This is a genomic window from Fulvimarina manganoxydans, assembly GCF_900176465.1.
Taxonomy (GTDB): Bacteria; Pseudomonadota; Alphaproteobacteria; order Rhizobiales; family Rhizobiaceae; genus Fulvimarina; species Fulvimarina manganoxydans.
Genome location: NZ_FWXR01000017.1, coordinates 39,003 through 65,130, shown reverse-complemented (window position 1 = coordinate 65,130; position 26,128 = coordinate 39,003). Strand labels below are relative to the sequence as shown.

At 63.6% G+C, this 26,128-nt stretch carries 20 protein-coding genes; 9 read left to right on the top strand and 11 right to left on the bottom strand.

The features are described 5' to 3' along the window. Positions 1-50: 50 nt before the first annotated feature. The 4 genes from dnaN to rpsT all read right to left on the bottom strand — a co-directional run bounded on the left by dnaN (position 51) and on the right by rpsT (position 4,948). The gene (gene dnaN / locus B9A15_RS16440; RefSeq protein ID WP_084411641.1) at positions 51-1,175 is read right to left on the bottom strand and encodes a DNA polymerase III subunit beta; all 1,125 of its coding nucleotides are present in this window, start codon (positions 1,173-1,175) and stop codon (positions 51-53) included. Between the two features lie 233 nt (positions 1,176-1,408). Continuing rightward, positions 1,409-2,923 (bottom strand): chromosomal replication initiator protein DnaA, encoded by a 1,515-nt coding sequence (dnaA, locus tag B9A15_RS16435; RefSeq protein WP_084411611.1) that lies wholly within the window; start codon positions 2,921-2,923, stop codon positions 1,409-1,411. A gap of 99 nt (positions 2,924-3,022) precedes the next feature. Next, positions 3,023-3,457, bottom strand: coding sequence for a rhodanese-like domain-containing protein (locus B9A15_RS16430; RefSeq protein ID WP_084411610.1), 435 nt, complete (start codon positions 3,455-3,457; stop codon positions 3,023-3,025). A 1,221-nt stretch (positions 3,458-4,678) separates the two neighbouring features. Continuing rightward, complete coding sequence (gene rpsT / locus B9A15_RS16425) at positions 4,679-4,948, bottom strand: 30S ribosomal protein S20 (protein ID WP_084411609.1); 270 nt, start codon at positions 4,946-4,948, stop codon at positions 4,679-4,681. Positions 4,949-5,225: 277 nt separating this feature from the next. Between rpsT and B9A15_RS16420 the strand changes: the two genes are divergently transcribed. The 3 genes from B9A15_RS16420 (at position 5,226) to B9A15_RS16410 (ending at position 6,551) form a co-directional block, all read left to right on the top strand. Continuing rightward, positions 5,226-5,528 carry a YggT family protein gene (locus B9A15_RS16420; protein ID WP_084411608.1) on the top strand — a complete coding sequence of 101 codons (303 nt, stop codon included), beginning with the start codon at positions 5,226-5,228 and terminating at the stop codon, positions 5,526-5,528. 3 nt (positions 5,529-5,531) lie between these two features. Then, positions 5,532-5,858, top strand: a complete 327-nt coding sequence (locus B9A15_RS16415) for a DUF167 family protein (RefSeq protein ID WP_084411607.1) — start codon at positions 5,532-5,534, stop codon at positions 5,856-5,858. Between the two features lie 96 nt (positions 5,859-5,954). Beyond that, positions 5,955-6,551, top strand: coding sequence for a hypothetical protein (locus B9A15_RS16410; RefSeq protein WP_139798444.1), 597 nt, complete (start codon positions 5,955-5,957; stop codon positions 6,549-6,551). Positions 6,552-6,577: 26 nt separating this feature from the next. On the opposite strand, the gene B9A15_RS16405 is transcribed toward B9A15_RS16410, so the two are convergent. Together B9A15_RS16405 and B9A15_RS16400 are read right to left on the bottom strand one after the other, a co-directional pair. Continuing rightward, the gene (locus B9A15_RS16405; RefSeq protein ID WP_084411605.1) at positions 6,578-7,486 is read right to left on the bottom strand and encodes a transglutaminase family protein; all 909 of its coding nucleotides are present in this window, start codon (positions 7,484-7,486) and stop codon (positions 6,578-6,580) included. Further along, positions 7,483-9,870 carry a circularly permuted type 2 ATP-grasp protein gene (locus B9A15_RS16400; protein ID WP_244556998.1) on the bottom strand — a complete coding sequence of 796 codons (2,388 nt, stop codon included), beginning with the start codon at positions 9,868-9,870 and terminating at the stop codon, positions 7,483-7,485. Before B9A15_RS16400 ends, B9A15_RS16405 begins: the two co-directional genes overlap by 4 nt. Positions 9,871-9,989: 119 nt before the next feature. Between B9A15_RS16400 and B9A15_RS16395 the strand changes: the two genes are divergently transcribed. Beyond that, positions 9,990-10,784 carry an ion transporter gene (locus B9A15_RS16395; RefSeq protein ID WP_084411640.1) on the top strand — a complete coding sequence of 265 codons (795 nt, stop codon included), beginning with the start codon at positions 9,990-9,992 and terminating at the stop codon, positions 10,782-10,784. A 254-nt stretch (positions 10,785-11,038) separates the two neighbouring features. Further along, complete coding sequence (locus B9A15_RS16390; RefSeq protein WP_084411603.1) at positions 11,039-12,580, top strand: putative bifunctional diguanylate cyclase/phosphodiesterase; 1,542 nt, start codon at positions 11,039-11,041, stop codon at positions 12,578-12,580. Between the two features lie 34 nt (positions 12,581-12,614). Here the strand turns inward: B9A15_RS16390 and B9A15_RS16385 are convergent, their stop codons facing one another. Both B9A15_RS16385 and B9A15_RS16380 read right to left on the bottom strand, forming a co-directional pair. Further along, positions 12,615-13,682 carry an alcohol dehydrogenase family protein gene (locus tag B9A15_RS16385; RefSeq protein ID WP_425292966.1) on the bottom strand — a complete coding sequence of 356 codons (1,068 nt, stop codon included), beginning with the start codon at positions 13,680-13,682 and terminating at the stop codon, positions 12,615-12,617. Positions 13,683-13,804: 122 nt separating this feature from the next. Continuing rightward, positions 13,805-17,236: a transglutaminase family protein gene (locus tag B9A15_RS16380; protein ID WP_084411602.1), complete on the bottom strand. Its 3,432-nt coding sequence runs from the start codon at positions 17,234-17,236 to the stop codon at positions 13,805-13,807. A 223-nt stretch (positions 17,237-17,459) separates the two neighbouring features. Between B9A15_RS16380 and B9A15_RS16375 the strand changes: the two genes are divergently transcribed. Then, complete coding sequence (locus B9A15_RS16375; RefSeq protein WP_084411638.1) at positions 17,460-18,551, top strand: zinc-binding metallopeptidase family protein; 1,092 nt, start codon at positions 17,460-17,462, stop codon at positions 18,549-18,551. Positions 18,552-18,672: 121 nt separating this feature from the next. On the opposite strand, the gene B9A15_RS16370 is transcribed toward B9A15_RS16375, so the two are convergent. Both B9A15_RS16370 and B9A15_RS16365 read right to left on the bottom strand, forming a co-directional pair. Beyond that, on the bottom strand, positions 18,673-18,975 hold the full coding sequence (locus tag B9A15_RS16370) for a type II toxin-antitoxin system PemK/MazF family toxin (RefSeq protein ID WP_244556996.1): 303 nt from the start codon (positions 18,973-18,975) through the stop codon (positions 18,673-18,675). Continuing rightward, on the bottom strand, positions 18,939-19,193 hold the full coding sequence (locus B9A15_RS16365) for a CopG family transcriptional regulator (RefSeq protein ID WP_139798443.1): 255 nt from the start codon (positions 19,191-19,193) through the stop codon (positions 18,939-18,941). Before B9A15_RS16365 ends, B9A15_RS16370 begins: the two co-directional genes overlap by 37 nt. Positions 19,194-19,492: 299 nt before the next feature. On the opposite strand from B9A15_RS16365, the gene treZ reads away from it, so the two are divergent. The 3 genes from treZ to treY are packed head-to-tail and all read left to right on the top strand — an operon-like array spanning position 19,493 to position 25,925. Beyond that, positions 19,493-21,379: a malto-oligosyltrehalose trehalohydrolase gene (gene treZ, locus B9A15_RS16360; protein WP_084411637.1), complete on the top strand. Its 1,887-nt coding sequence runs from the start codon at positions 19,493-19,495 to the stop codon at positions 21,377-21,379. Beyond that, complete coding sequence (gene malQ / locus B9A15_RS16355) at positions 21,376-23,232, top strand: 4-alpha-glucanotransferase (protein ID WP_084411600.1); 1,857 nt, start codon at positions 21,376-21,378, stop codon at positions 23,230-23,232. The genes treZ and malQ overlap by 4 nt, the downstream gene beginning before the upstream one ends. After that, on the top strand, positions 23,229-25,925 hold the full coding sequence (treY, locus tag B9A15_RS16350) for a malto-oligosyltrehalose synthase (protein ID WP_084411599.1): 2,697 nt from the start codon (positions 23,229-23,231) through the stop codon (positions 25,923-25,925). The genes malQ and treY overlap by 4 nt, the downstream gene beginning before the upstream one ends. A 32-nt stretch (positions 25,926-25,957) precedes the next feature. On the opposite strand, the gene B9A15_RS23035 is transcribed toward treY, so the two are convergent. Further along, positions 25,958-26,116 (bottom strand): hypothetical protein, encoded by a 159-nt coding sequence (locus B9A15_RS23035; protein WP_170923337.1) that lies wholly within the window; start codon positions 26,114-26,116, stop codon positions 25,958-25,960. Positions 26,117-26,128: the final 12 nt, after the last annotated feature.

Sequence of the window (26,128 nt, the reverse complement as noted above, 5' to 3'; positions counted from 1 at the left end):
CGCCTGATCCTCCTCGATGGTCACGCCCGACGGGTCCCGATCGTCCCCGATCAGACGCGCATCGGCATCAGGACATACAGCGTCGCCGGATCGCCGCCATCCTTGATGAGGGTCGGCGAGCCCGGATCGGCCAGCATGAAGACCGCGTCCTCGCCGGAGAGCTGCCCCGTAATGTCGAGGAGATACCGCGCATTGAAGCCGATCTCGAGATCGTCCGATTCGTAACCGACTGCAAGCTCTTCCGTCGCGGTTCCGGAATCAGGCGAGTTGACCGTGAGGGTCAGCTGCGAATCCACAAGGCTCAGCTTCACGGCCCGGCCACGTTCGGAGGAGATGGTCGAGACGCGGTCGACGGCGGCCGAAAAGCTCTGCCGGTCGAGCGTCAGCTCCTTGTCGTTGTTCTGGGGAATGACGCGCTGATAGTCCGGGAAGGTGCCGTCGATGAGCTTGGAGGTCATGACGATCTGGCCGAGGGAGAAGCGGATCTTGGAATCGGACAATTCGATCCGCACCATCGCCTCGTCCTCGCCATCGCCGAGGAGCTTTTGAATTTCGCCCACCGTCTTGCGCGGTACGATGATGCCCGGCATGCCCTCCGAGCCCGCCGGCGCCTCCATTTCGGCGCGCGCGAGCCGATGGCCGTCGGTCGCGACCGCCCGCAGCATCAGATCGGAACCCGATTCGATCGTGTGGAGGTAGATGCCGTTCAGATAATAACGGGTCTCTTCCGTCGAGATGGCGAATTGGGTGCGCTCGATGAGCCGGGACAGTTCGGCCGCCTTGATCTCGAAGCTGTGGCTGAGCTCTCCGGCGGTGATGTCCGGGAAATCCGATTCCGGCAGGCATTGCAGGCGGAAATTCGAGCGGCCGGCCGAGACCGTCATCTGGGTGCCCTCGCCATTCAAAGCGAGCTTGACCTCCGAGCCGTCGGGAAGCTTGCGCACGATGTCGTAGAGGAGATGGGCGGGGACGGTGGTCGCCCCGTCCTGCTCACTTTGAGCGGCGACGCTTTCAGTGATTTCCAGATCGAGATCGGTGGCCTTCAGGCCGAGGCCGTCCCCAGAGGCGCGCAAGAGGACATTGGACAGGATCGGAATCGTGTTCCGACGCTCCACCACACGATGCACATGGGCCAGCGACTTCAGGAGATTGGATCGCTCGATGATGATACGCATGACGCCAAACCATTCGGGTGGGACGGACCGGTCGGGAAGAGCGGGCGCCAACCATTTCGCTTCGCGTCCGCTCCTTCGGGACTGTCGGTCTTAGAAGGTTCGAGCGGGCTTGAAAAGCGCAAGCCCGGCCTCTTACGCTTGGCTGTTCACAGCCGGAGCGCTTTTATCCTCGAAAAACTGCATTGGCGCTCGAACCTGGCGCGGAATCGGCTGCCGAGAGAGAGCGGCCGCGCCTATTCCTCGATCATCCGCCGGATCAGGTCCAACTCCTCGGAAAAGGCCTCGTCCTTGCCCCGCTCGGCTTCGATCTTGCGCACGGCATGAAGAACAGTCGTGTGGTCGCGCCCGCCAAAGCGTCGGCCGATTTCCGGCAAGGAGCGCGGCGTCATGGTCTTGGCGAGATACATGGCGATCTGGCGTGGGCGCACGATGGTGCGGGTGCGCCGTGCCGAGAGCATGTCGGTGCGCGTGACATTGTAATGGCGCGAGACGAATTTCAGGATGTCCTCGATCCGCACCCGCCGCTCGGCGCTTGTGCGGGTGATCTGGGCGAGGAGCCCGTCGATCGCTTCGGGTGTCAGCGGTTGGCCGAGCGAATGACGGAAGGCGATCTGATTGAATGCGCCTTCGATGTCGCGGCCGGTGCCGGCCACGCGCCGGGCAATCGCCTCGACGGTCGCGTCGGGAAGGTGGAAGCTCGGATCCTCGCCCGCCAACGCCTTGGCGCGCATCTCGACGATGGCGCGGCGCATGGACAGATCCGGGATCGCCATCTCGATCGTGATACCGTTGGACAGGCGCGAGCGCACCCGCGGATCGAGGCTTTCCAGTTCCTGGGCCGGCCTGTCGGCGGCGCAGATGACATGCTTGGCCGAATCGATCAGCGCGTTGAGAAGGTGGCAGAATTCCTGCTGGATCGATTTGCCCTGAAGGAACTGGACATCGTCGATGACGAGAACGTCGATGCCGCGCAGCGCTTCCTTCAGGTCGAGCGCCTTGTTGTCGCGGATCGCAGAGGCGAAGCGCCACATGAAGTATTCGGCCGTCAGATAGACGACGCGCGGCGCATCCTCCCGCGCGGCCGCCGCGTTGGCGATCGCCTGGAGGAGGTGGGTCTTGCCGAGGCCGACGCCGGCATGGATGAAGAGCGGATTGAAGCGGGTCGATTGCGGCCCGTTCTCGGCGATCGCCCGGCCTGCCGCGAGGGCGACGCGATTTGCGGGACCTTCGACGAAGCTGTCGAAGACATAGCGCGGATCGAGGGGCGAGCCGAGATTGTCGACATTGGCGACCGTACGCGGGCGCGCCTCGGCCGAGGCGGCGCCGAGAAGCGCGCTCGTATCCTGGACGAGCGGGCGCTCCTTTGCTGCGGTCGGACGCGCCGGGGTTTCGGCGCTCGCGCTCGGCTTTTCGCCCGGCCGAACCTCCTGGCGAAGGCGAACGCCGCCGCCGCGAACCGCGCTGCGCACGACGATGTCGACCCGAAGCGTCGCCGGAACCTCGGCCTTGAAAGCCTCGATCAGGAGATCCTGATAATGGGACTGGATCCAGGAGCGCAGGAAGGCTGTCGGAACGGAGACCTGGCAGACGCCCTTGCCAACCGAATCAAGGCGCATGCGCTGGAACCAGCTCGCATAGATGTCGGGTCCGAGCTGAGCCTTCAGGCGAGCGCCGACGCGATCCATCACCTCAGAGCTTGCCCGCTCAGCCTTGTCCGTCCCCGTCATCGTCACTTTCGCCGCCATCATTCGTCAACTCTCAAGTCTCTGGAAGCGCTACGCAAAACAAAAAACAGCACACTTCCGCCTCGTCTCAATGCCGGGGTTTGGGCCCCGCTCGCCCCTGTGTCAGCTTTGCGCCCAGGGCAGGCCCTCCGCTTTCCAGCCCTTTTCCTTGCCACGCTGGCCCTTCGCATCGGGCGGCCCCTCGAACCCGCCGGCAATGTTGAAGCAGTTCTCATAGCCCTCCGCCGCCATGGCCGCGGCCGCCGCCATGGAGCGCTGCCCGGACCGGCAGAGGAAGTAGATCTCCGACTCGCGGTCGCCGCCGGCTTTCGCGACTGCTTCGGCCACTAGCGAGACGAAGTTCGGATCGATGCTCATGGTCGGATAGACTTGCCATTCGGCCAGGATCGGCGCCTTGCCGATCTGCTCCATCCGGGGGAGGCCGACAAACGTCCATTCGGGACGGGTGCGCACGTCAACGAGATAGGCGTTGGGCGTTGCATTGAGACGGGCCCAGCAGTCCGACGCCGAAACGTCAGCTTTATATGCGTCAGCCATGAGACAGACCTCCTCAGCCCCTGTTGAAATAGACAACAGAAGTTGCTCGGCGAAATTCGCCGTATAATGATTTTTACTGTGCCGATTGGCGAGAAACGGAAAGCTAGGCCCGGCCCGGACTTGATCCAGATGAGCAGACCACTTCGGTGGTCGCTTTCAATCTGGATAGTTGGGGATTGTCCGACACGCCGCGCCGCTCCGTCTTGTGTGAGGCTGGAAAATACGGAAGGCGTTCGGGCAGGGCAAGACGGATTCGGCGCGGCCGGCCGCCGAGGCCCCATTCGAGTGGCGATTGGGCAGCGCATTTGCGCCCGATGAATCGCCGAGAGCCCTGACTCCTATGGGCTGGCGCGCGCAAATCTGTTGATAGCCGCGCTTCGGAATAAAAAATTTGGCCGTTTCGCGGCGTCCCACTTGACTCAAGGCGTTAACGGAAGAGCCTATTCGTCCCATATGAAAGTGCTCACTGACCTCTTTTAAGTGGCTGACTCTACGAGCGAATTTTCGTCGGTCCGAGTCGTCGGTGTGTGCGTTCGGTAAACGGCTACCCTGAATGCGACGAATCGGTGACGATCCGGGTGAAGGCGCGAGAATCAATGCCGGCTAAGAAAAGGCAGATCGGGCGAATGCGGGCTTTGGGGCGCAACCGAGCTGGGCCGAAAAACGCGATTCCGGGCTGAACGGGCTGTTCCAGCGAGCGGACGAGTCGATCGCGCGGCCCTTGCGCATTGCACTGATGGTTCGAGCGCCAAGCACCAGCATCAATGCCGATGCTGCGGTCGATCCGTGACGTCAAACGACTCGCGGGCCGTACGGCGCTTTCAAATTGAACGAGCTGCCGCCCTGACCTTGCGTGCCGCGCCCACGCGCTTCCCTCTCTGGAGGTTGGGCTTCCCGTGAGACGATGATCAGCCAATGGCGGTATCAATATTTGATTTCGACCATTGCGGCCGGAGCGATGATGCGGAAAGCGATGGCTGAGTGTCGAGCCGCCGTCGGAACGCCGATGCCAGAGCCAGGAATCGAAAAGGCCCGGCGAATGGCCGGGCCTTTTCCCAATACTGTCGGCTTGCCACTGAGCCCTCGGCAGAGGGTGTGTGCGCTCCACTTCCTGGCCACCGCCCGATTGGCTCGCTGGCCTTCCGATCCCGGCTCCCGGCCGGCACTTGAAAGAAGCCGGCGAGATTCACGAGGGGCCGCGAAACTCGGCCCCGTCGCGACTCAGGCGGTTTCGAGAGCTTTCACGCGGTGGGACAGGCGAGAAATCTTCCGCGAAGCGGTGTTCTTGTGGAACACGCCCTTGGAGGTGGCGCGCATCAGCTCCGGCTCCGCGACCTTAAGCGCGCTGACGGCGGCCTGATGATCGCCGGACTGAAGCGCTTCCTCCACACGGCGGAGGAAGGTGCGCACGCGCGAGCGGCGGGCGGTGTTGACGGCGGTGCGGCGGGCGATCTTACGCGCCGCCTTCTTGGCCGAAGGCGTATTGGCCATCTTGAGCGTCTCTTCTCTCTGTCTCGATTCTGTCGTCTGGCTTAAGCGCGATGGGCAGACAGGCTGAACCTCGTCTCACCGCATCTCAAGCACGGAAAAGCGCCCCATCGGGACGCCCGTCTTTGGCGGGTTCTATATGCGTCTCGGCCCCAAGCGTCAAGCTGGATGACCCCAAGCTTGCCGATGATATTCACTCCCGCCCGTTGCTTTCTTGCGGTCGGGGCCCCTCATGGCTACATCGGGCAGGACCCGTCAAAGAGGAAACGATCGCCCCGCCATGCTCGCCGTCACTTTCGTTCTGTATCAGGCACTCAATTTCTATTGGTGGATCGTCATTGCGTCGGCGATTCTGTCCTGGCTCTATGCCTTCAATATCATCAATGCCGGCAATCCGGTGGTCGATGCGATTGGCACGTTCCTCTACAAGATGACCGAGCCGGTCTATCGCCGCATCCGCTCCTTCATGCCCGATCTCGGCGGGCTCGATCTCTCGCCCCTGGTCGTGCTGTTCGGCATCATGTTCCTGCAGTATCTCATCGTCATCTATATCAACCCGGCGATCGCCAATGCGGGCGTCTGATCGGTGTCCGCGAATGGGCCCGAATGCTTCGAGCGAACGGCGGACGGCATTCGCCTTTTTGTGCGGCTGACGCCGAAATCTTCCGCCGACAGGGTGGACGGCGTCGCCGACCAGGGGGACGGATCGCTTCGGCTGAAGGTGCGGGTGCGCGCCGTGCCCGAAGACGGCAAGGCGAATGCGGCGCTCGGCGTCCTCCTGGCTAAGACCTTCGGCGTTGCCAAGTCGGATGTGACGCTGGTCACCGGCGCGACCAACCGGTCGAAGGCACTCGTCATTGCCGGTGATCCTGATAGACTGGCCGAGATCGCCGCGTCCCTTTCGCGATCCTGAAGCTCGGCCGAGTGATCGCGGCGATATGGGCGGCTTGCACCGCTTTTGCCGATCGCCGTGAGGCTTCTGTCGCCTGTTTTCGCCTGGAGATCGCCGATGCCGCCCCTTGTCTTGCGCCCCACCGCCTGGCGAATGGTTTGCACCGCACTTTTCGCGCTCCTCCTGGCAAATCTGGCGCCGAAAGCGGAGGCGGCCGAGAGCGTCTACACTAAGATCGTTTTCGACGCCTGCGAGACCCTGTCCTTGGCGGAAGAGGACGGTTCGGTCTCGCTGCGCTGTGCGGGCTACCGCGATATCCCCATCTTCTACAATGAAGGGGACTTGCGCGCCGATATCGATTTCGGCGCGCCGAACGAGGAATTCGCGACCTTTGGCGGTTTCAATTCCGTCGGCCCGACCGTCGAATGGCGTCTCGACGGCGGGCGCCCGATAGCTGCGATCATCCGATTCTTCGTCCGGAGCGCCGATGGCGGTGCGGATGGGCAGGTTCTGTCCGTTCACAAGGTCGGGCAGCCTAAGGCGCCGGGCTGTGTCGTCGCCTATGTGGATGCGCGGGCCAATCGCAACGCCAATGAACTGGCCCGCGACGTGGCCGACGCCCGCGTGCCGGGCTTTGCCTGCGGCCGCGACCGGCCGGCTTATGTGGGAAAGGTCGGCCCCAGCGGGCAAGGCGCAACAGCGGTCGAGCGCTGACGGGGCTTCCCGCATGGGCGGTACGTTCAGGCGATTTCGGCTGCGACATCTTCCGTTTCGAGAGGCACGACATCGACCGAATGGCCTGTCATCTGCCGTCCGGTGGTGACGAGGACGCCCGAGACCGGGGCGACATCGGCATAATCGCGGCCGATAGCGACGACGATATGGGCCGTGTCGGCGAGAATGCCGTTGGTCGGATCGAAATCGACCCAGCCGACCTCCGGCCCGAGCCAGGCCGTCACCCAGGCATGCATGGCATCGGCGCCTTCGAGCCGGGGTTGGCCGGGCGGGGGATCGGTGCGCAGGAAGCCGCTGACATAGCCGGCCGGAATGCCGCAGCCGCGAAGCCCGGAGATCATCACATGGGCGAAATCCTGGCAGACCCCGACCCGCGCCACGAAGGCGTCTTCGACCGAAGTGCCCACATCGGTCGCGCCGGGGAGATAGGTGAAATCAGTCTTGATCCGCTCCGTCACCTTCAATACTGCCTCGCCCGCCGAGCGATCGCGCGACGGGCCGATTATTTCCTGGATATAGGCCGTGAGGGCCGGTAGCGGCGCAATTCGCCGGCTGGGCCCGAGATACCAGGCGGGAGAGCCGGGACTCATCGAGGTTTCGCGCAAGCCGAGATCGGCAATGGCGCCAAGGCTGGCAGAGCGCGAGATGTCGAACGCCGGGCGCTCCACCTCGACGCGTGCACGCATCTCGACCGACAGGCTGCGATGGGCGCGCCACAAGGCGATCGTGTCGGTTCGGTTGCCGAAAAAGTCGACTTCGCGATGAATCTCTTCCGGCTTCGGATCGATCTTGATCCTGCTCGACAGGATGCGTTGGTTCGATGTGGAACGCGGAGACACGCGCAAAGCATGTTGAGCGTCCGCGACCTCGGCGGCATAGTGGTAGTCGATGGTCAGCTTGACGTCGTAGATCATTCGGGCGCCGGTCCCTCTTTGACCCCATCCGGGGCCGACAGAAGATATCGGGCCGTCAGAAGATTGGAGATATCGGACAGATCGGCGGCGATGCGGGTGATGAAGGCCTGGTTCGCTTCCTCCGCATCCGCCGTCTGCAATCGCACCTGCAGACGCGAGACCCGCCGGGTCAGGGTGTCGAGCGTCTCGGCCTCGTTCTGATCGGGCAAATCGGCGAGGGTCGCGCGGATCGTATTGATCTGAAAGGCGATCGAGCGCGGATTGAGCGGATCGAGCACGGCAAGGTCGAGGACCGTCTCGCGGGATAGGTCGACGGAATAGCGCCGCCGATAGGTCACCCGGCTGTCGGTGAACTCCAGAAGCGCTTCCAGCGCCCCGTCCCTGAGATCGTCGTCTGGAATGAGGCGGCTCGTCACCGTTGCCGTGATGAAACCGCGTTCCAGGCAGCGGCCCATCTGCATGAAGCGCCAGCCGGTGAACTGATACATGTTCTCATGGACGAGACCGGCAAAGCCGGAGAGATGGGTGAGGATCGAACTCGTCAGGCCGACGAGCTCCACCTCGCCGTCCTCGGCCTTGGCCTCCATGATCAGCCCGACGATCTCGTTCAGCGCGCGCCAGGCATCCGGCGAAAAGCGATCGCGAATGCGCGATGCTGTCTCTGAGGCCTGCCGGGCGAGCGACAGAAGCCCACGGCCGGGATTGGCGGGATCGGCATCGACCCCGAAAAGGCGCACCAGGGCAAGCAGCGTCTCCTCGATCGCGCCGGCCGAAGACGATTCGTCGACCCTTGCACCATAGACACGAAGGAGCCTTGCTGCCGCCTCGCAGCGTTCGGCGTAGCGACCGAGCCAATAGAGATTGTCAGCCGCCCGGGCGGGCAGGGCGCCGGGAATGCGCCGCTCGAAGCGGGTCGTGCGATTGGAGAGCAGCGTGACGGGGCGGATCTCCTGCCCCTTCGACGGAATCCAGACGTCGATCGAGCCGCCGCCCTGCTGCATCGAGATGACACGGGCATCGCGCTGATCGGCGACGCGGGCAAAACCCCCGGGCATGACGTGCCATCCTTCTGAATCGCGGCAGAGAAAGGCGCGCAGGATCACCGGTCTCGGCGCCAGGCTTTCATCGACAAGGACCGGAGCGGTCGAAAGCGCCGCGATTTCTCGGCCGACCCAGCGCACGCCGTCCGTTTTCAGATCGACCGCCCGGCTCTCATGCTTGAGGAGCGTCTCCGAGCCTTCCGGCAGGGGCACGCGGCCGGAACGCCCATGGGCGGCGGGAAAGGCAGGCGCGAGCTGCAGTCTTTCGCGATGTGCCTCCACATAAGCGCGCTCCGACGCTTGGCCGCACCACCAGGTGGCGACCGTTGGCAGGTCGAGGTCGCGGCCGAGAAGGGCGCGTGCCATGGGGCGCTGAAAGGCGAGAAAGGCCGGGGTCTCCAAGATGCCGGAGCCGATCGCGTTGACGACGGTGAGCTTGCCGGCACGCACCGCCCGCAAGAGGCCCGGCGTTCCGATGCGCGAGCCCTCGAAGAGCTCGAGCGGATCGACGAAATCGCTGTCGAGACGCCGCCACAGGACATGGATCGGGTTGAAACCAGAGACCGTGCGAACCGTCGCCTCGTCGCCATGGACGACGAGATCGCCGCCTTCGAGGAGAAGGAGGCCGAGATAACGGGCGAGATAGGCGTGTTCGAAATAGGTCTCGTTGTGCGGTCCCGGCGACAGCAGGCCAAGCCGCGTCCGGTCGGGACCGGCGAGCTCGTAGAGCATTTCGCGAAAGCGCTGGAAGAAGGGCGCCAGGCGCTCGACATTCATCTTCCGAATAATGTCCGGAAAGGCCTTCTGATTGGCCACGCGGTTTTCGAGGACGAAGCCCGCGCCGGACGGCGCCTGGGTGCGATCGCCGAGAACCCACCAGCGCCCGTCCGGCCCGCGGCCGAGATCGACCGCGATGAAGCGGATCAGAGGCTCGCCGGGCCGTGCTTGATCGGCAAGCGGATGGACGAATTCCGGGTTTTGGGCAACGAGCGCGCTGGGCAGGATGCCGTCGCGCACCAGGCGTCGCTCGCCATAAATGTCGGCGGCGAGCTTTTCCAGGAATTCGGCGCGCTGGACGAGACCGTCGGAGAGCTCCGACCATTCGAGCGGATCGATGACGAGGGCCGGGTGGGAGAGCGGCCATTCCCGTGTCTCTTCGCTCAGCTCGGTCGGCGCATAGACCCGGTGAAAGACGCCCGCTTCTGACAAATATTGCCGGGCCCGCTGAAGACGCTGGACGCGCTCGGCCGGCGACAGGCCGAACAATTGTTCGACGACCGACCGATAGTGGGGCTTGATGACCCCGCCAGGCCCGATCATCTCGTCTCGGCCTCCTGCGGTCATCGCCGCATAGGCTCGTGCGAAAGAAGACAACTCAGTAGACCGCATCTTGCGCTACGTACCCCCGAAGGCCCGTGCTATAGCAGCTCGAACCTGTGCGAGAATTGCTTGGACGACACATGATGCGCGCCCGATTGCAACACTTCCTTCAAACCAAGAGCTGGGAGCGCTTCATCGTCTCCCTGATCGCGATCAACGCGGTTATTCTCGGCCTAGAAACGGATTCCCGTCTCATGAGCGAGATCGGACCGGTCCTGATCGCCCTCGATACGGCGATCCTCGGCGTCTTCGTCGTGGAGATCGCAGCACGGCTCTTTGCCTTCGGCACGCGCTTCTTCCGCGATCCCTGGTCCCTGTTCGACTTCTTCGTGGTCGGTGTCGCACTCCTGCCGGCGACCGGGCCGCTGACGGTGCTGCGCGCTCTGCGCATCCTGCGCGTGCTTCGGCTGATCTCGGTCGTCCCATCGCTGCGCCGCGTCGTCGGCGGCCTCATCTCGGCCTTGCCCGGCATGGGATCGATCGTCGCGCTCCTGGCGCTGACCTTCTACGTCTTCGCAGTGATGGCCACCAAGCTCTACGGAGCGACCTTTCCCGAATGGTTCGGCAGTCTCGGCGCCTCGGTCTATACGCTCTTCCAGGTCATGACGCTGGAAAGCTGGTCGATGGGCATCGTGCGGCCTGTGATGGAAGTCCATCCCATGGCCTGGCTCTTCTTCGTGCCCTTCATCCTGTCGACGACCTATGCCGTCCTCAACCTCTTTGTCGGTGTCATCGTCTCGGCGATGCAGGGCGAGCATCAGGCGGAGATCGATGCCGAACATGAAAAGCGCCACGATGAGAACACCGAGATTCTGGCCGAGGTCCGTGCTCTGAAGTCGGAGATCGCCGCGATCCGTACGACGCTGGAAGCGAAGTAGCGCTAAACGTCTGTCTTAGGATTAAACTTTGGTAAGCTTGCGACAGTCTTCACCTTTGTGATCAATCCACCTGTTACGAATAGCAGATGATTCTTCATCGTTGTAGACTAAAGAACTTCCCCTGGGTTCGATGCGCAGGAGTACGGTAGAGAAAGGGCTGGGTGGCCTTTTCAAAACCATCATGCGGCGAAACACGGACTGAAAGCGCGACGGAGACGTTGTGTCCGCGCTCTGTGTTCTCGAAAGGGAAAGAAATGGCTTTTCGCAAGCGCGCAAAACGGGATGCCATCGCTCTTGTAGCGGCGGGGATCGTCGCTTGTGTCACCGCGTCGGAGCTTGAGGTCTTCGATCACTTGCCGACTGGCCTCTTGCCCGACGACATCTTCGCTGCCCTCCTTGTCATCGGCGCGCTCAGCGTCGTTTATGCGTGGCGGCGTTTCTCCGACCTTCGTTTGGAAGCTGCCCGCCGCAAGGATGCCGAGGACCGCGTTGAATTCCTTGCCTTCCACGATCCGCTGACCGGCCTTTACAATCGTCAATTCGCCGAGACGGATTTCGAGCCCGTCTATCGCGATCTCGGCGAGCAGACCGCGCTTTTATCCATCAATCTCCGCGGCTTTAAGAAGGTCAACGATCTCCTGGGACACCAGGGCGGCGACCGCCTCTTGAAGGTGGTCGCGGGCCGCCTGCGCACGGCGTTCCCCAAAGCCTTTCTGATGCGCATGGGTGGAGACGAATTCTGCATTTGCATGCCGGCGAAGAGTGCCGAAGCGGCCGAAGCGGTCGCGGCGCTTGCGATCGAGGTCATCTCGAAGCCGGCCGGCATGGACGGCCATCATGTGGGGATCGGCGCCTCCATCGGCATCTATCTCGACGCGACGAAAACCCGGGATCTGGATGAGGCACGACATCGGGCTGAACTCGCCATGCATGCGGCCAAGAAACAGGGCTGGAACCAGGCCCGCCTGTATTTCGAGGCGATGGCATCGGAATTGGCGGAAAGGCTGCGCGTCGAACAGGAGTTGCGCCAAGCCCTTCGCGAGGGGACGATCATGCCCTATTACCAGCCCCTGATCCATCTGGCGGACGGTTCCGTCCACGGCTTCGAGGCGCTGGCGCGCTGGCGTGACCGGACTGGCGAATTCGTGCCGCCGAGCCTGTTCATCGATATCGCCGAAAATGCCGGGCTGATCACCGAACTTTTTGATCAGTTGCTTCGCCGCGCATGCCGGGACGCGGTGACATGGCCCTCCTCCATGATCCTCGCCTTCAACCTGTCGCCCACCCAGCTTTCCGACAGCTTGCTGGGTGAGCGGATCGTGGAGATCCTGCAAGAGACCGGCCTGCCGCCCGAACGTCTAGAAATCGAGCTGACCGAGAGCGCCGTCGTCAAGGAGATGGATTGCGCCATGCGCGTGATCGGCGATCTGAGACGGATCGGCATCAAGATCGCGCTCGACGATTTCGGCACCGGCTTTTCCAGCCTGTCCCAACTCGCCAATATTCCCTTCGACAAGATCAAGATCGATCGCAGCTTCGTCGCCTCCTTCGAGACGAATGCCAAACAGATGAAGATCGTCCGTTCGATCGTCGGTCTCGGTCAGGGTCTCGGCGCCGCGACGCTCGCCGAAGGCATCGAGCTTGAGAGCCAATATAAGGGTCTCACGCTTCTCGGCTGCGAGTTCGGCCAAGGCTATCTCTTCGCCAAGGCGATGCCGGCGGACGAGGTCGCCGCGTTTCTCGCCGGCTCCAGAGGCGAGAGGCTTGCGAGCGAGCCGTTCAAACGAACGGCCTGAAGAGCGCTTCACCGCCATTAGAAGCTGCGGAGGATCAGGCGGGCGGGATGAGCACGATCTTTCCGGCATGCGCCTTGGTCGTGAAGGCATCTTGGGCCTCCGCGATCCGATCGAGTGGGTAAGTGCGCGAGACCAAGGGCCTGATCTCGCCTTTTTCGATATAGGAGACGAGATTGGGAAAGATCGGTTCGTCCCAGGCGGTGCAGCCGATCAGCGTGATGTCCTTCAGATACATCACCCGCATGTCGAGCTCGACGATTGGGCCAGCGATCGCACCCGATGAGACATAGCGGCCGCCCCGGCGCAGAAGTGCCAGCATGACGCCGAAGTTCGCTCCGCCCACATTGTCGACGACGATGTCGATGCTTTCGGCCCCGAGCTGGGCGACTGGATCGTCATCGCGCGCCAGAACTCTATCGGCCCCGAAGCCGACGACGAGATCGCGCTTGGATGGGCTGGTGATGGCGATCACCTCCGCGCCCCGGCGTTTGGCAAGCTGGATGACGGCCGAGCCGACCCCGCCCGAGGCGCCGGGGACGAGAACCCGCATGCCCTCGGTGACGCCCGCCCGGTGGAGCATGTTCTCGGCCGTGCCGTAGGCGCAAGGGATCGAGGCGAGCTCGGCATCGCTCCATTCGCAGTCGACGCGAAAGGCCTCGCCCGCCGGCACGAGAACGAACTCGGCGAAGGCGCCGTCGAAATCCGAGCCGAGCCAGCGGGTTTCCATCTGATCGAAGCCATGGGCGCGCATGCAGGCCCGCACGATCACCCGTTCGCCCAACCGCCGCTTGTCCACCGCCTCGCCGACGGCGACGATCTCGCCGCAGCAATCGGTGCCCTGGATGAAGGGAAAGGGCGTTGCCTGGTTCCAGCCACCATCGGGACGTGCCGCATCCTCTCCAGCATCCGCCGTCCCGTCGCGCACGGAAGACGAATACCAGCCGAGGCGCGTGTTGATCTCGGTGTTGTTGACCCCCGCCGCGAGAACTTTAAGGACGACATCCTCCGGCCTCGGAACCGGAATCGGGACCTGGCGATTTTCGAGCTTGTCGGTGCCGCCCGTTCCGGTTGTCACGATCGCCATCATCATGGGTGCGCTCACGTCCATTCCCATCGTCCCATTGGACCTTTGCCGTGCCTTGAGAGCAAGCGCTTCGATCCCAGAAAGATGAAGAGGCCCTACGGTTTCCCGTAAGGCCTCTCGCTCCATCGTCGTTCAAATCCTCACTGGGTCGCCAGAAAGGCTGGACGTCTGAGATCAAGCGTCATCGGGAAGGACGGATCGGGGATTTCCCGAACCGGATCGTAATGCCCGCCCGTATGGTTGATCGGCTGGAAGCGGGCGAGACGCCGTGCTTCGGCCTCGTAGGAATTGATCGGGAAGGTGTCGTAGTTGCGCCCGCCCGGATGGGCGACGTGATAGACGCAGCCGCCCAGCGAGCGGCGTGACCAGCGATCATAGATGTCGAAGGTTAGAGGCGCATGGACGGGGATCGTTGGGTGGAGGCCCGATGGCGGCTGCCACGCCTTGTAGCGCACACCCGCGACCGCCTCCGTGCCGCGCCCGGTCGCCGTCATCGGCACTTCGCGGCCATTGCAGGTGACGATGTGGCGGGCCTTGTCGAAATTCGACAACTTGACCTGCACCCGCTCGACCGAGGAGTCGACGAAGCGGACCGTGCCGCCGATCGCCCCGGTCTCGCCCATGACATGCCAGGGCTCGAGCGCCTGACGCAGTTCCAAATCGATGCCCTCACGCTCGATCTTGCCGCAGAAGGGGAAGCGGAATTCGGCCTGGGCCTCGAACCATTCGGGCCGGATCGGATAGCCGTCGCGTCCCAGATCGCCAAGCACGTCGAGGAAATCGGCCCAGACGAATTCGGGCAGCATGAAGCGGTCATGGAGATTGGTACCCCAGCGCACGAATTTGCCGTCTTCCGGCCGCTTCCAGAATTTGGCGATCAGCGAGCGGATGAGCAGCTGCTGGGCAAGGCTCATCTTGGCGTCTGGCGGCATCTCGAAGCCGCGGAATTCCACGAGACCCAGCCGGCCCGTCGGCCCGTCCGGCGAATAGAGCTTATCGATGCATATCTCGGCCCGGTGGGTGTTGCCGGTCACGTCGATGAGGAGATTGCGGAACAGACGGTCGACCAGCCAGGGCGGCGTATTCCATGAATCGGGCGTCACCTGCGCCATGGCGATTTCCAGCTCGTAAAGCTGGTCGTGGCGGGCCTCGTCGATGCGCGGCGCCTGGCTCGTCGGGCCGATGAAAAGCCCTGAGAAGAGATAGGAGAGCGAGGGGTGGCGCTGCCAATAGAGGACCAGGGATTTCAGGAGGTCTGGCCGGCGCAGGAAGGGCGAGTCGAGCGGCGTCGCTCCGCCGACCACGACGTGATTGCCGCCGCCGGTGCCGGCATGCTTGCCGTCAATCATGAATTTATCGGTGCCCAGTCGCGACTGGCGGGCGTCCTCATAGACGCCGGTGGTGATCTCCTTGGCTTCCTGCCAGGAGCGGGCCGGATGGACGTTGACCTCGACGACGCCAGGGTCGGGTGCGACGCGGATGACATTGAGGCGCGGATCGAACGGCGGCTGATAGCCCTCGATCTGCACGGGCAGGTTCATCTCGCTCGCCACCTCTTCGACGGCGCCGAGAAGGTCGAGATAAGCCTCCGTGAAAGCGACTGGGGGCATGAAGACGCATAGCTTGCCATCGCGCGGTTCGATGGACAGCGCAGTTCGCACCGAGGCCTCGATCTCCCCCGGCCCATCGACGGTGACGAAATTGCCGCCGGAATCGCCAGGAACCGGGCCGTAGTCGGGATAGTCGTCGAGATCCTCCAGTGGCTCCATCCATTGGCGCATGCGCGGCGCGCCGTCTTCGCCGACCTCCATGGCCTGGCCGGCGCCGGGGCTGTGCTGTTGCATCTCGACTCGGCCATATTGCTGGCGCGAGCGGGGCGGCAGCGGCGGGAAGCGCTGAGTGGGATCCTGGGTGTAGAGGTAAGGGTATTTGCCCTTCGGAATCCACGGCAGGGCTGAGAGCGGCAGGCGATAGCCGAGGGCGGAATCGCCCGGCACCAGGAAGAGGCGCTTGCGCCGGGTGCGCCAGCGCTCGGAATACCAGGCGACGCGCCGCGAGCGAGCCTGCCAGGCCTGGAGCGGCAGGACATGGCCGGTCGGCGTGTCGAGCCCGCGATCGAAGACGGCGGCGATGCGGGCGCGCTCCTCCCGGTCCTCCAGCTTGGAGTCGGTCGGATCGACATTGTTCGGCAGCTGCGCCTCGCGCGCGATCCAATAAGCCGCGTCCTCATAGGCCGCGAGCACGTTTCCGGTGTCGATGCCGAGGCTGGCCGCGACCTTTTCCGTAAAGGCTTCCGATTCGGCCGCCGAAATGGGTCTGCGCTCGTCCTCGCGGGCGACGAAATCCGGGTTCGACCAGATCGGTTTTCCGTCCTTGCGCCAATAGAGCGAGAAGGTCCAGCGCGGCAGGGTCTCGCCGGGATACCACTTGCCCTGGCCGTAATGGAGAAAGCCGCCGGGCGCGAAGCGCTCGCGCAGGCGCCGGATGAGATCGTCGGCAAGGCCCCGTTTCATCGGGCCAGTCGCGTCGGAATTCCATTCCGGCGTCTCGAAATCGTCGATCGAGACGAAGGTCGGCTCGCCGCCCATGGTGAGGCGCACGTCATTGGCCTTCAGCTCGGCATCGACTTTCTCGCCAAGCTCGTCGAGCGCCTCCCAGCTCTCTTCGGAGAAGGGATAGGTGACACGGGGACGCTCGGAGATGCGTTCGACGCGCATGTCGAAGTCGAATTCGACCTCGGCATAGTCGACGCCGCCTGAGATTGGCGCGGCCGAGCGGAAATGCGGCGTTGCGGCGAGCGGCACATGGCTTTCGCCTGTCAGAAGGCCGGATGTCGGATCGAGGCCGATCCAGCCGGCGCCTGGCAGATAGACTTCCGTCCAGGCATGGAGATCGGTGAAATCGTAGGAGGTGCCGGCCGGCCCGTCGAGCGCGACGACGTCGGGCTTGAGCTGGATCAGATAGCCGGAGACGAAGCGAGCGGCAAAGCCGAGATGGCGCAGAACCTGGACGAGGAGCCAGGAGGAGTCGCGGCAGGAGCCGGACTTTTTCGTCAGCGTCTCCTCGGGCGTCTGCACGCCCGGCTCCATGCGCACGAGATAATCGACATGGTTTTCGATCTTCTGGTTAAGGCCGACCAAAAAGTCGATCGTCCTTTGCTCGGAGCGATCGATCTCCTTCAGGAAAGCTTTGAGCTTCTCGCCCGCCGGCTCGGGATCGAGATAGGATTCCAGCTCCTTCTTGACGTCCGGATCGTAGTCGAAGGGCCAGTTTTCCGCCGCCTCTTCGACGAAAAAGTCGAAGGGATTGTAGACGGTCATGTCGGCAAGAAGATCGACCTCGATCTTGAACTCGGTCACCTTCTCGGGAAACACGAAACGCGCAATGTAATTGCCGAACGGATCCTGCTGCCAGTTGACGAAGTGGTTCTCCGGCGTCACCCGCAGGGAGTATGACGGAACGCGCGTGCGCGAATGGGGAGCCGGTCGCAGTCGGATCAGCTGCGGCCCGAGCCGAACGGGCCTGTCATAGCGATAATGCGTCAGATGATAGAGGCTGGCGAGGATCGACATGGGCGCTTTCGTTGGTTGGCGTCACATCCCGAAGATTACCGCCTGAATGCTGCGCGACAAGCACTTGAACGCCTAAATATGCCGCAACCGGAGCGTCATGCCTGCGCATCTCGGAGATGGTCAGGCCTGCAAGGGCTCGGGCAAAGCTCTGGAACCAAATGATCTTCCATCGATTGTTGCGCCAATGCCCACTGGCGTGCCCCGCCTCATTTCGGACCCCAATATGAAGCTCTTTTCCTGCCCGGCCTGTGATCAGGTTGTGTATTTCGAAAACGTCACTTGCGAGCGCTGCGAGCGGGCGCTGGGCTATGATGCGTTGAGCGACCGGATGGTCGCGCTCGATCCGGAGGACGGTTTCTGGAAGGAGGCGGGGTCCCATTCGGATCAGCCGACCTGGAAATATTGCGACAATTATCAGTTCGGCGTCTGCAACTGGCTGATTCCGACCTCGGACGAGGCGACCTTCTGTCTGGCCTGCCGACACAATGAGACCGTTCCCGACGCCTCGGACCCGGAAAATGTCAGGCTCTGGCAAAAGATGGAAATCGCCAAGCGCCGGCTGTTCTATGCCCTCATCCGTTGGAGGCTGCCGCTGGTCACCCGCACAGAGCATGAAGAGGGGCTCGGCTTCGACTTTCTGGCGGAAGACAGCGGTCAGCCCGGCAATGTCATGACAGGGCATGATCGCGGGCTCATCACCATCGCCCTCGTCGAGGCCGACGATGCCGAGCGCGTCAAGCGCCGCGAGGCGATGGGCGAGCCCTATCGCACGCTTCTCGGCCATTTCCGCCACGAGGTCGGCCACTGGTATTGGGACCGGATCGTGCGCGACGGCAATCCCGGCGCGCTCGAAGCCTGCCGCGCGCTCTTCGGCGACGACACGGAGGATTACGGCGAGGCGCTGAAGCGTCACTATGCCAATGGTCCGAAGCCGGACTGGCAGAACGAATATGTCTCATCCTATGCTGGTGCCCATGCCTGGGAAGATTTTGCCGAGACCTGGGCCCATTATCTTCACATCGTCGATACGCTGGAGGTCGGCCACAGCTTCGGCGTCGTCGTCGATCCGCGCGTCAAGGATCGCGGGCTCCTGACGACCCAGATCGATTTCGACCCCTATGCGGCCAACACGACGATCGAAGAGATCACCGATGCGTGGTTTGCTGTTTCGGCCGCCCTCAACTCCTTCAACCGTGCCATGGGCCATGACGACCTCTATCCGTTCGTCCTCGCCCCGGCGGTGATCGAGAAGCTCGGCTTCATCCATCATCTGGTGCGCGGTCAGGCGGGGCAGGGGCAGATGGCGGCGGCTTGAGGACCGGCAGGCGCCAGATCTGTTTAAGTGGCGGCGGGCTTCGGTCCGCCGCAATGTCGATCAGGCGCTCGGCAAGCCGAACCACCTGGCAAGTGCCTGATCAACCGCCCTCATCGTGTCTTCATCGATCCGGCCCAATCACTTGCCCGACCTTATCGCGTGGGATCGTCTGCACCTTGTCGATCATGATCTGGGAGGGTTTTGTCAGCCCATTGCCTTGGTTGGGCTCAATGCCGATCCGGAAGAGCGGTGTTGGTCTGAGCTCTCCCGTGATCGGCGCGATGGATATCGAAGGATGCCATTCGAAGAGGTCCGATTGGAGCACGATCGCTGGACGCGGCTTGCCGTAAGCGCCGGGTATGACGACCGTAATCAGATCGCCGCGTTTCAACGCCAGCCGGACCGGTCTGTCACGACGGCCCATTCGTCGAGCGTTTCGGCTTCCAAAGCGTCCTTGCCTATAAGTGACGATTGACGTTTGGCTTCCGCGACCACTTTGTCGCCTTGATCGTCCAGACGCTCCAGATCGCTGATATGCTTCAAGATCGCCTCTTCAGCGAGGGCATTCATGGACCGTCCCGTTCGCTTTGCAACGGCAATGAGACGGTCTTCGATATCCGGGGTTAGGCGAAGTGTCGGCATGGTTGTGCTCCGAGATGGCATCAATTTATGCCTTGCTCGCGTTTCTGACAACGAAACTTGGTCCGGAATCCTCGCCCATAGATGTCCCACCAAGCGCCTTCACCGCCGGCCACGGAAAATTCACGGCCCATCGGGGGTGGAAGCCTCCGCTGTCGCTTTAGTTAGGCCCCCAACACGCAATCGGTCGAACGGCGCCGGCATCATCCGGCGATGCGTCGTCCGATGCTCCAAACAGATGAACCAAGCCGGACTGAGCGCGCAAAGCCTTGACCGGCGCGGGAAGGGCAAAGATCGAGACCATGACACTGTCCGATGATCGCTTCGCTTACGAGACGCTATGGGGGCCGCGCTTCGTCGAAGGGGGGGCGGAATTTCGCCTCTGGGCGCCCTCCGCCCCGTCGATCGAGCTGGCAATCGGCGACGAGGCGGGCAAACCGTCCGACTTTCTGGCGATGGAAAAGGACGAGGCCGGTTGGTGGCGTCTGACGACGGATCGGATCGCACCGGGCGGGGCTTACGGCTTTCGCCTGGAGAGCGGCCTGATCGTGCCAGACCCGGCCTCGCGCCAGCAGTTCGGCAATGTCCATTCCCTCTCGGTCCTCGTCGATCCGGCGGCCTATCGATGGGAAGCGCCCGAATGGAACGGGCGCCCCTGGGCCGAGACGGTCTTCTACGAGCTTCACACCGGCACCTTCACGCCGGCCGGCACCTTCGAGGGCATCTGCGAGAAGCTCGATCATCTGAAGGCGACCGGCATCACCGCCATCGAGCTTCTACCCGTCGCCCAATTCGGCGGCCGTCGCGGCTGGGGCTATGACGGCGTGCTGCTCTACTGCCCGCATGAAGCCTATGGTGGGGCGGAAGGGCTGAAGCGCCTCGTCGACGAAGCCCATAAGCGCGGGCTGATGGTGTTTCTCGATGTGGTCTACAACCATTTCGGACCGGACGGGAATTATCTCGGCGCCTATGCGTCCGAATTCTTCCATGAGGACATTCATACGCCCTGGGGCCCGGCGATCGCTTATGACGAGGCGCCGGTCCGCCGGTTCATGATCGACAATGCCCTGTTCTGGCTGGAAGAATATCGCATTGACGGCCTCAGGCTCGATGCGATCGATTCCATCAAGGACACGACGGACACGCCGCTGGTCAAGGAACTCGCCGCGGCCGTGCGCGAGCGCTTTCCGGCCCGGCATGTCCATCTGACCACCGAGGACGACCGCAACATCACCTGGCATATCGAGCGGGGCGAGGCCGGCAAGCCGCTTCTCGTCTCGGGCGAGTGGAACGACGACGTTCATCACACCGTCCATGTGCTCGCGACCCACGAGCAGGAGGGCTATTACGAGGACTATCTGAAGGCGAGCGTCTCCCAGCTTGCCCGAGCGCTCGCCACCGGCTTCGTCTTCCAGGGCGACTATTCCGCCCATCGCGACAAGAAGGTCGGCACCTCCTCCGAGCATCTGCCGCCGACAGCCTTCGTCAATTTCATTCAGAACCATGATCAGATCGGCAATCGGGCCTTTGGCGAGCGGCTCACCGATCTCGCCTCCCGCCGCATGGTCGAATGCGCTCAGGCGATTCTTCTCCTGTCGCCGCAGATCCCGCTGATGTTCATGGGCGAGGAATGGGGCGAGACCCATCCCTTCTGCTTCTTCACCGATTTCGACGGCGAACTCGGCGAGGCGGTGAGCAATGGCCGGCGCGCCGAATTCGCCAAATTCGCCGCCTTCCGGGACGAGCATTCGCGCGATCTGATCCCGGACCCCAATTCGCTGACGACCTTTGCGGCCTCGTCTCTCGACTGGTCGGTGCTGAAGCGTCCCAATCACCGGCGTCGCCTTGCGCAGGTCCGCCGGCTTCTGGCGATCCGCCAGGACGTGATCGTGCCGCTTCTTAACGATATTCCGCCGGGCTGCGGCAGCTATCATGTCGCCGATGGTTCGCTGGCCTTTTCGGTCGCCTGGACGTTGAAGGACGGGCAAGTCCTCCATCTCTTCGCCAATCTCGACGACGAGCCCTGGCCGCTGCCATCGAGCCTCACCAGCACCGATCTGACCGGCGGGCACCTCGTTCACGCCTATCCAGCCGAGGCCGACAAGGCGCTCGCCGAAGGCAGCCTGCCAGGCACCTCGGTCGTCTTTCGCCTCGCCCACCAGTCTCTTATCGCCGGAGCCGTCGCATGAGCGAACGCCTCGACCAACTCGCTGAAAGCCATGGCATCCAGATCGCCTATCGTTCGGAAATGGGCGAGCATAAGGAGATATCGGACGCGGCGAAGGAAGCCCTGCTCAAAGCGCTCTCCGTCGACCCCGAGACCGGCGAGGCCGGCGGCTTTTCCGAAGCGCGATCGACGCCCTCGCGCAGCTGCGCCTTGCCGCCCTCGATCGCCGAGCATCGCCGCTGGGGCATCGCCTGCCAGCTCTATGGGCTGCGCTCCGAGCGCAATCTCGGCATGGGGGATTTCGAGGATCTGGCGCGGCTTGCGGTCATCGCGGCGGGGGAGGGGGCGTCCTTCGTCGGCGTCAATCCGCTCCATGCTTTGTTCATGGCTGATGGTGGGCGCTTCTCGCCCTATTCCCCCTCGACCCGGCGCTTCGTCAATCCGCTCTATCTGGCGATCGACCGGCTGGATGGCGGACGCCAGGCGATCGACACCCTTCGCCGTGAGGTGCCGGAGATGTTCGAGGCCTTTGACGGCGATCTCGTCGATTATCCCGCTGTGGCGCGGCTCAAGAACCGGCTCTTGAAGACGATCTTCGAGGCCCGGCGCGAGGCGATCGCGGACGCCCAGGCCTTCGAACGCTTTCGTGCCGATGGCGGGGCGGCGCTTCATGCCTTCGCCCTCTTCGAGGCGATCTCGGCCGATCAGGTCGAAAAGGGTGGCCATGCCGGCTGGCATGGCTGGCCGGAGGCGCTGAAGGACCGAAGCGGCGCAGCGGTCGAGGCCTTCGAGGCGGCCAATCCCGACGCCGTCCTCTTCCATGAATGGCTGCAGTTCGAGGCCGACGAGCAGCTCGCTCAGGCCCAGGCGCGTGCGAAAGCCGCCGGCATGGCGATCGGGCTCTATCTCGATCTCGCTGTGGGCGTCGCGCCCGACGGGGCAGAGACCTGGGCCGATCCCTCGCTGACCGTCGCTGCGGCGCGTGTCGGCTCGCCCCCGGACATGTTCAACAGCCAGGGCCAGGATTGGGGCCTCGCGCCGCTTTCGCCCAAGGCGCTTGCCGAGCGCGACTACAAGCCGCTCAAGACCGCCTTCTCGCAGCTGACGGCCCATGCCGGCGCGGTGCGCATCGACCATGCCATGGGCCTTGCCCGCCTGTGGTGGATCCCTCAGGAGGCGGGCTCGTCCGGCGGCGGCTATGTGCGCTATCCGCTGGGCGAGATGGTCGATGCGGTCGCCGAAGCGTCCAATGCCAATCACTGCCTTGTCATCGGCGAAGATCTCGGAACGGTTCCGGAAGGCTTTCGCGAGGTGATGGAGGCGTCGAATATCTTGTCCTATCGCGTCCTCTATTTCGAGCGCCGCGACGAGGCCTTCCTCATGCCCGATGCCTATCCGCGCATGGCGCTCGCCTGCGTCTCAACGCACGATCTGGCGACGCTTGCCGGTTGGTGGGAGGGCAGCGACGTGCAGCTTCGTTTCGAAGCCGGGACTCAGGATCAGGCGGCCACCGAGCGTGATCTGAAATCGCGCGAAGGCGATCGCTATGCGCTGCTTCGCGCGCTCTCGCGAGCCGAACTCCTGCCGGAGGCTCTGCGACCCGTTCTGGAGACGAACGCGCCGATGCCGCAGGCGATGAGCTCCGATCTCGCTGAAGCCGTCCATCGCTTCGTCGCCCGCACCGACAGCTTGCTTCTGACCGTGCAGCTCGAAGACATGATCGGCTCCAAACGCCAGCCGAATCTGCCCGGCACGACCGATCAATATCCCAACTGGCGCATCCGCCAGGATGTGTCCCTGGAGGCCGTCGCGACCCATGAGGGTTTCCGCGCCATGGCGTCCGCTATGCGAGAAGAAAGGCCCAACGCCTCATGAGCCGTCCGCTCGTCGCCACCTATCGCCTGCAATTCCGTGAAGGCACGACCTTTCAGACGGCGCGCGACCTTTCCGCCTATTGGAAGCGGCTCGGCGTCAGCCATCTCTATGCTTCGCCGATCTTCGCGGCGGCCGAGGGGTCGACCCACGGCTATGACGTCACCGACTACAACGCCCTCGACGAGGACCTCGGCGGCATTGGCGATTTCACCGAAATGTCCAATGCGCTGGCCTCGGCCGAGATCGGGCTCATCCTCGATTTCGTGCCCAATCACATGGGCGTCTCGCCGCGCAATCATTGGTGGGAGGACGTGCTTCGCTGGGGCGAGGAAAGCCGCTACGCCCACACCTTCGATATCGCCTGGGAGGCCGCCCGGATCATCGTGCCGGTGCTTGCCAAGCCTTATGGCGATGCGCTCGAGGCCGGCGACCTGACCGTCCAGCTCGACGAGCGCAATGCCGCGCTTCGCTTCGATGCCAGCGGCTACGGCGTGCCGATCGATCCGCGCACCTATGGCCATGTCTTCGGGCTTCTCGATCATGCCGAGCGCGACCGGCTGGTGCGCCGTTTCTCGGTCTCGACGCCGGCGGAAGCCGACGAGTTGCGCGAGCGCCTTGCCGAGCATCTGACGGAGCCCGATTTCGTCTCGGCGCTGAAGGCGGCGCTTACCAAGATCAATGCCGACAAGCCCGCCCTCCACGCTTTTCACGAGGCCCAGGCCTGGCGTCTTGCCTGGTGGCGAACGGCACGCGAGCGTCTGACCTATCGCCGCTTCTTCGAGATCGCCGACCTCATCGGCGTGCGTCAGGAATTGCGCCGGGTCTTTCGGGAAAGCCATCAATTCGTCATTCGGCTCGCCCGCGAGCGCCGGCTGGACGGCATCCGCATCGATCACGTGGACGGGCTCGCCGACCCCAAGACCTATCTTTCGGATCTGCGCGAGGCTTTCCAATCCGTGCGCCGCTCGCCGGCGATCCATGTGGAGAAGATTCTGACCGGCGAGGAGCGGCTGCGCACCTCCTGGGAGATCGAGGGCACCACCGGCTACGAGTTCATCACCGCCCTGTCGGGCCTTTATGTGGACACGGCCCAGGAAGAGGCGATGACGGAGGCCTATGAGGCCTTTATCGGTCGCAAGGAGTCCCTGAGATCGATGATCGTCGCCGAGAAGCGCTCGATCTTCACGCACAATCTCGCCGGCGAATTGGCGGTTCTGACCAATCTCGCGCTCGATGTCGCCGCGCGGGGACTGTCGACCCGCGATCTCGGCCGCGACACGCTCGCCCGCTCCATCGTCGAGGTCGCCGCCGCGCTGCCCGTCTATCGCACCTATGTCTCGGTCGATGGCGTGCCGCGCCGTGACGTCGCCATTATCGACGAGGCGGTCGAGACGGCGATGGGCCGGCGCGAGGTCGAGGCGGACGAGCCGATCCAGTTCATCGGCCGGCTCATGAAGCTCGATTTCGAGGACGGCGCCGAGGTCGCCGGCGCGCTCGATTTCACCCGGCGCTTCCAGCAGACCACGGGCGCCGTCATGGCGAAGGCGGTGGAGGATACGGCCTTTTATCGCTACAACCGTCTGATCGCGCTCAACGAGGTCGGCGGCGAGCCGGACCAGTATGGTGCGGACCCGGACGCCTTCCACGAGGCGATGCGCATCCGGTTGGAAGACCAGCCCGAAGGGCTCCTGGCCACCACCACCCATGACACCAAGCGCGGCGAGGATGCGCGCGCGCGCATCTATACGCTGTCTGAAGCCCCGGAGACATGGCAGCGGCTCGTCGCCGGCTTCGCCGAAGCGATGACTGAATGGCGCAAGGCGGTCGATCCCGGCCTGTTCTCGCCGGATGGCGCGACCGAATGGGGGCTCTATCAGTCGCTGCTCGGGGTACTGCCGACCGATTTCGATCCCGCCGACGAGGAGCACTGCGCTGAGATCGCGGAGCGTCTGACGGCCTATGCCGAAAAGGCTGTGCGCGAGGCCAAGCGCTATACCAGCTGGACGGCGCCCGCCGAAGCCTATGAGTCGGCGCTGAAGGCCTTTGTCGAGGCGATGCTCGATCACAATGGCAGCTTCATTCAGACATTTTGGGACGCGGTTCAGCCCTTCGTCGTCGCCGGGGCGATGAACTCTTTCTCCCAGACGGTTCTGAAGCTCGCCGCGCCGGGCGTTCCCGACATCTATCAGGGGACGGAGTTCTACGATTTCTCGCTGGTCGATCCCGATAATCGCCGGGAGGTGGATTTCGATGCCCGCGTCGCGGCTCTCGGTGAAGAGGTGGCGCCGGCCGAGCTTCTGGCCGATTGGCGCAGTGGCCGCCTGAAGGCACATCTGACGCGGGCCGGCATCCGCCTACGCGCCGAGGCGCCCGAGATGTTCACCAAAGGCGACTATCTCCCCCTCGCGGTGGAAGGGCCGATGGCGCAGCATGTGGTCGCCTTTGCCCGAATCGGCGAAGGGGGAGGGGCGGCGATCGCAATCGTTCCGCGTCTGACGCTGACACTTCTGGACGGGCAGTCGAGGCCGATCGTTCCTCAGGAGCGCTGGGCCGATACGGTGATCCGTCTTCCCGACGCCTTGAATGCGACATCCTGGCGCAATGTTTTGACGGAAGCCCGGATCGAGGGCACGACGCTCGCCTTGAGCGATGTCTTCGCCGATCTGCCGGTGGCGCTTCTGTCGGGATCGTAAGGCGCTTTCGGCGATCGGACCGTGCTCGAGGGTCACTCCGGCCGGATCAGCACCGTGAGGCCGAAGACCACAAAAGCGACGACGGCGAGCTTCCAGAAGTCGCCGCGTCGCTTGAGCCCGGGCAGGCCGAGCGGGCGAATGAGGTGGGCGCCCATCAGGAGGATGAAGAGCAGGGAGAAGAGTTTCGTCATCGCCCAACCCTA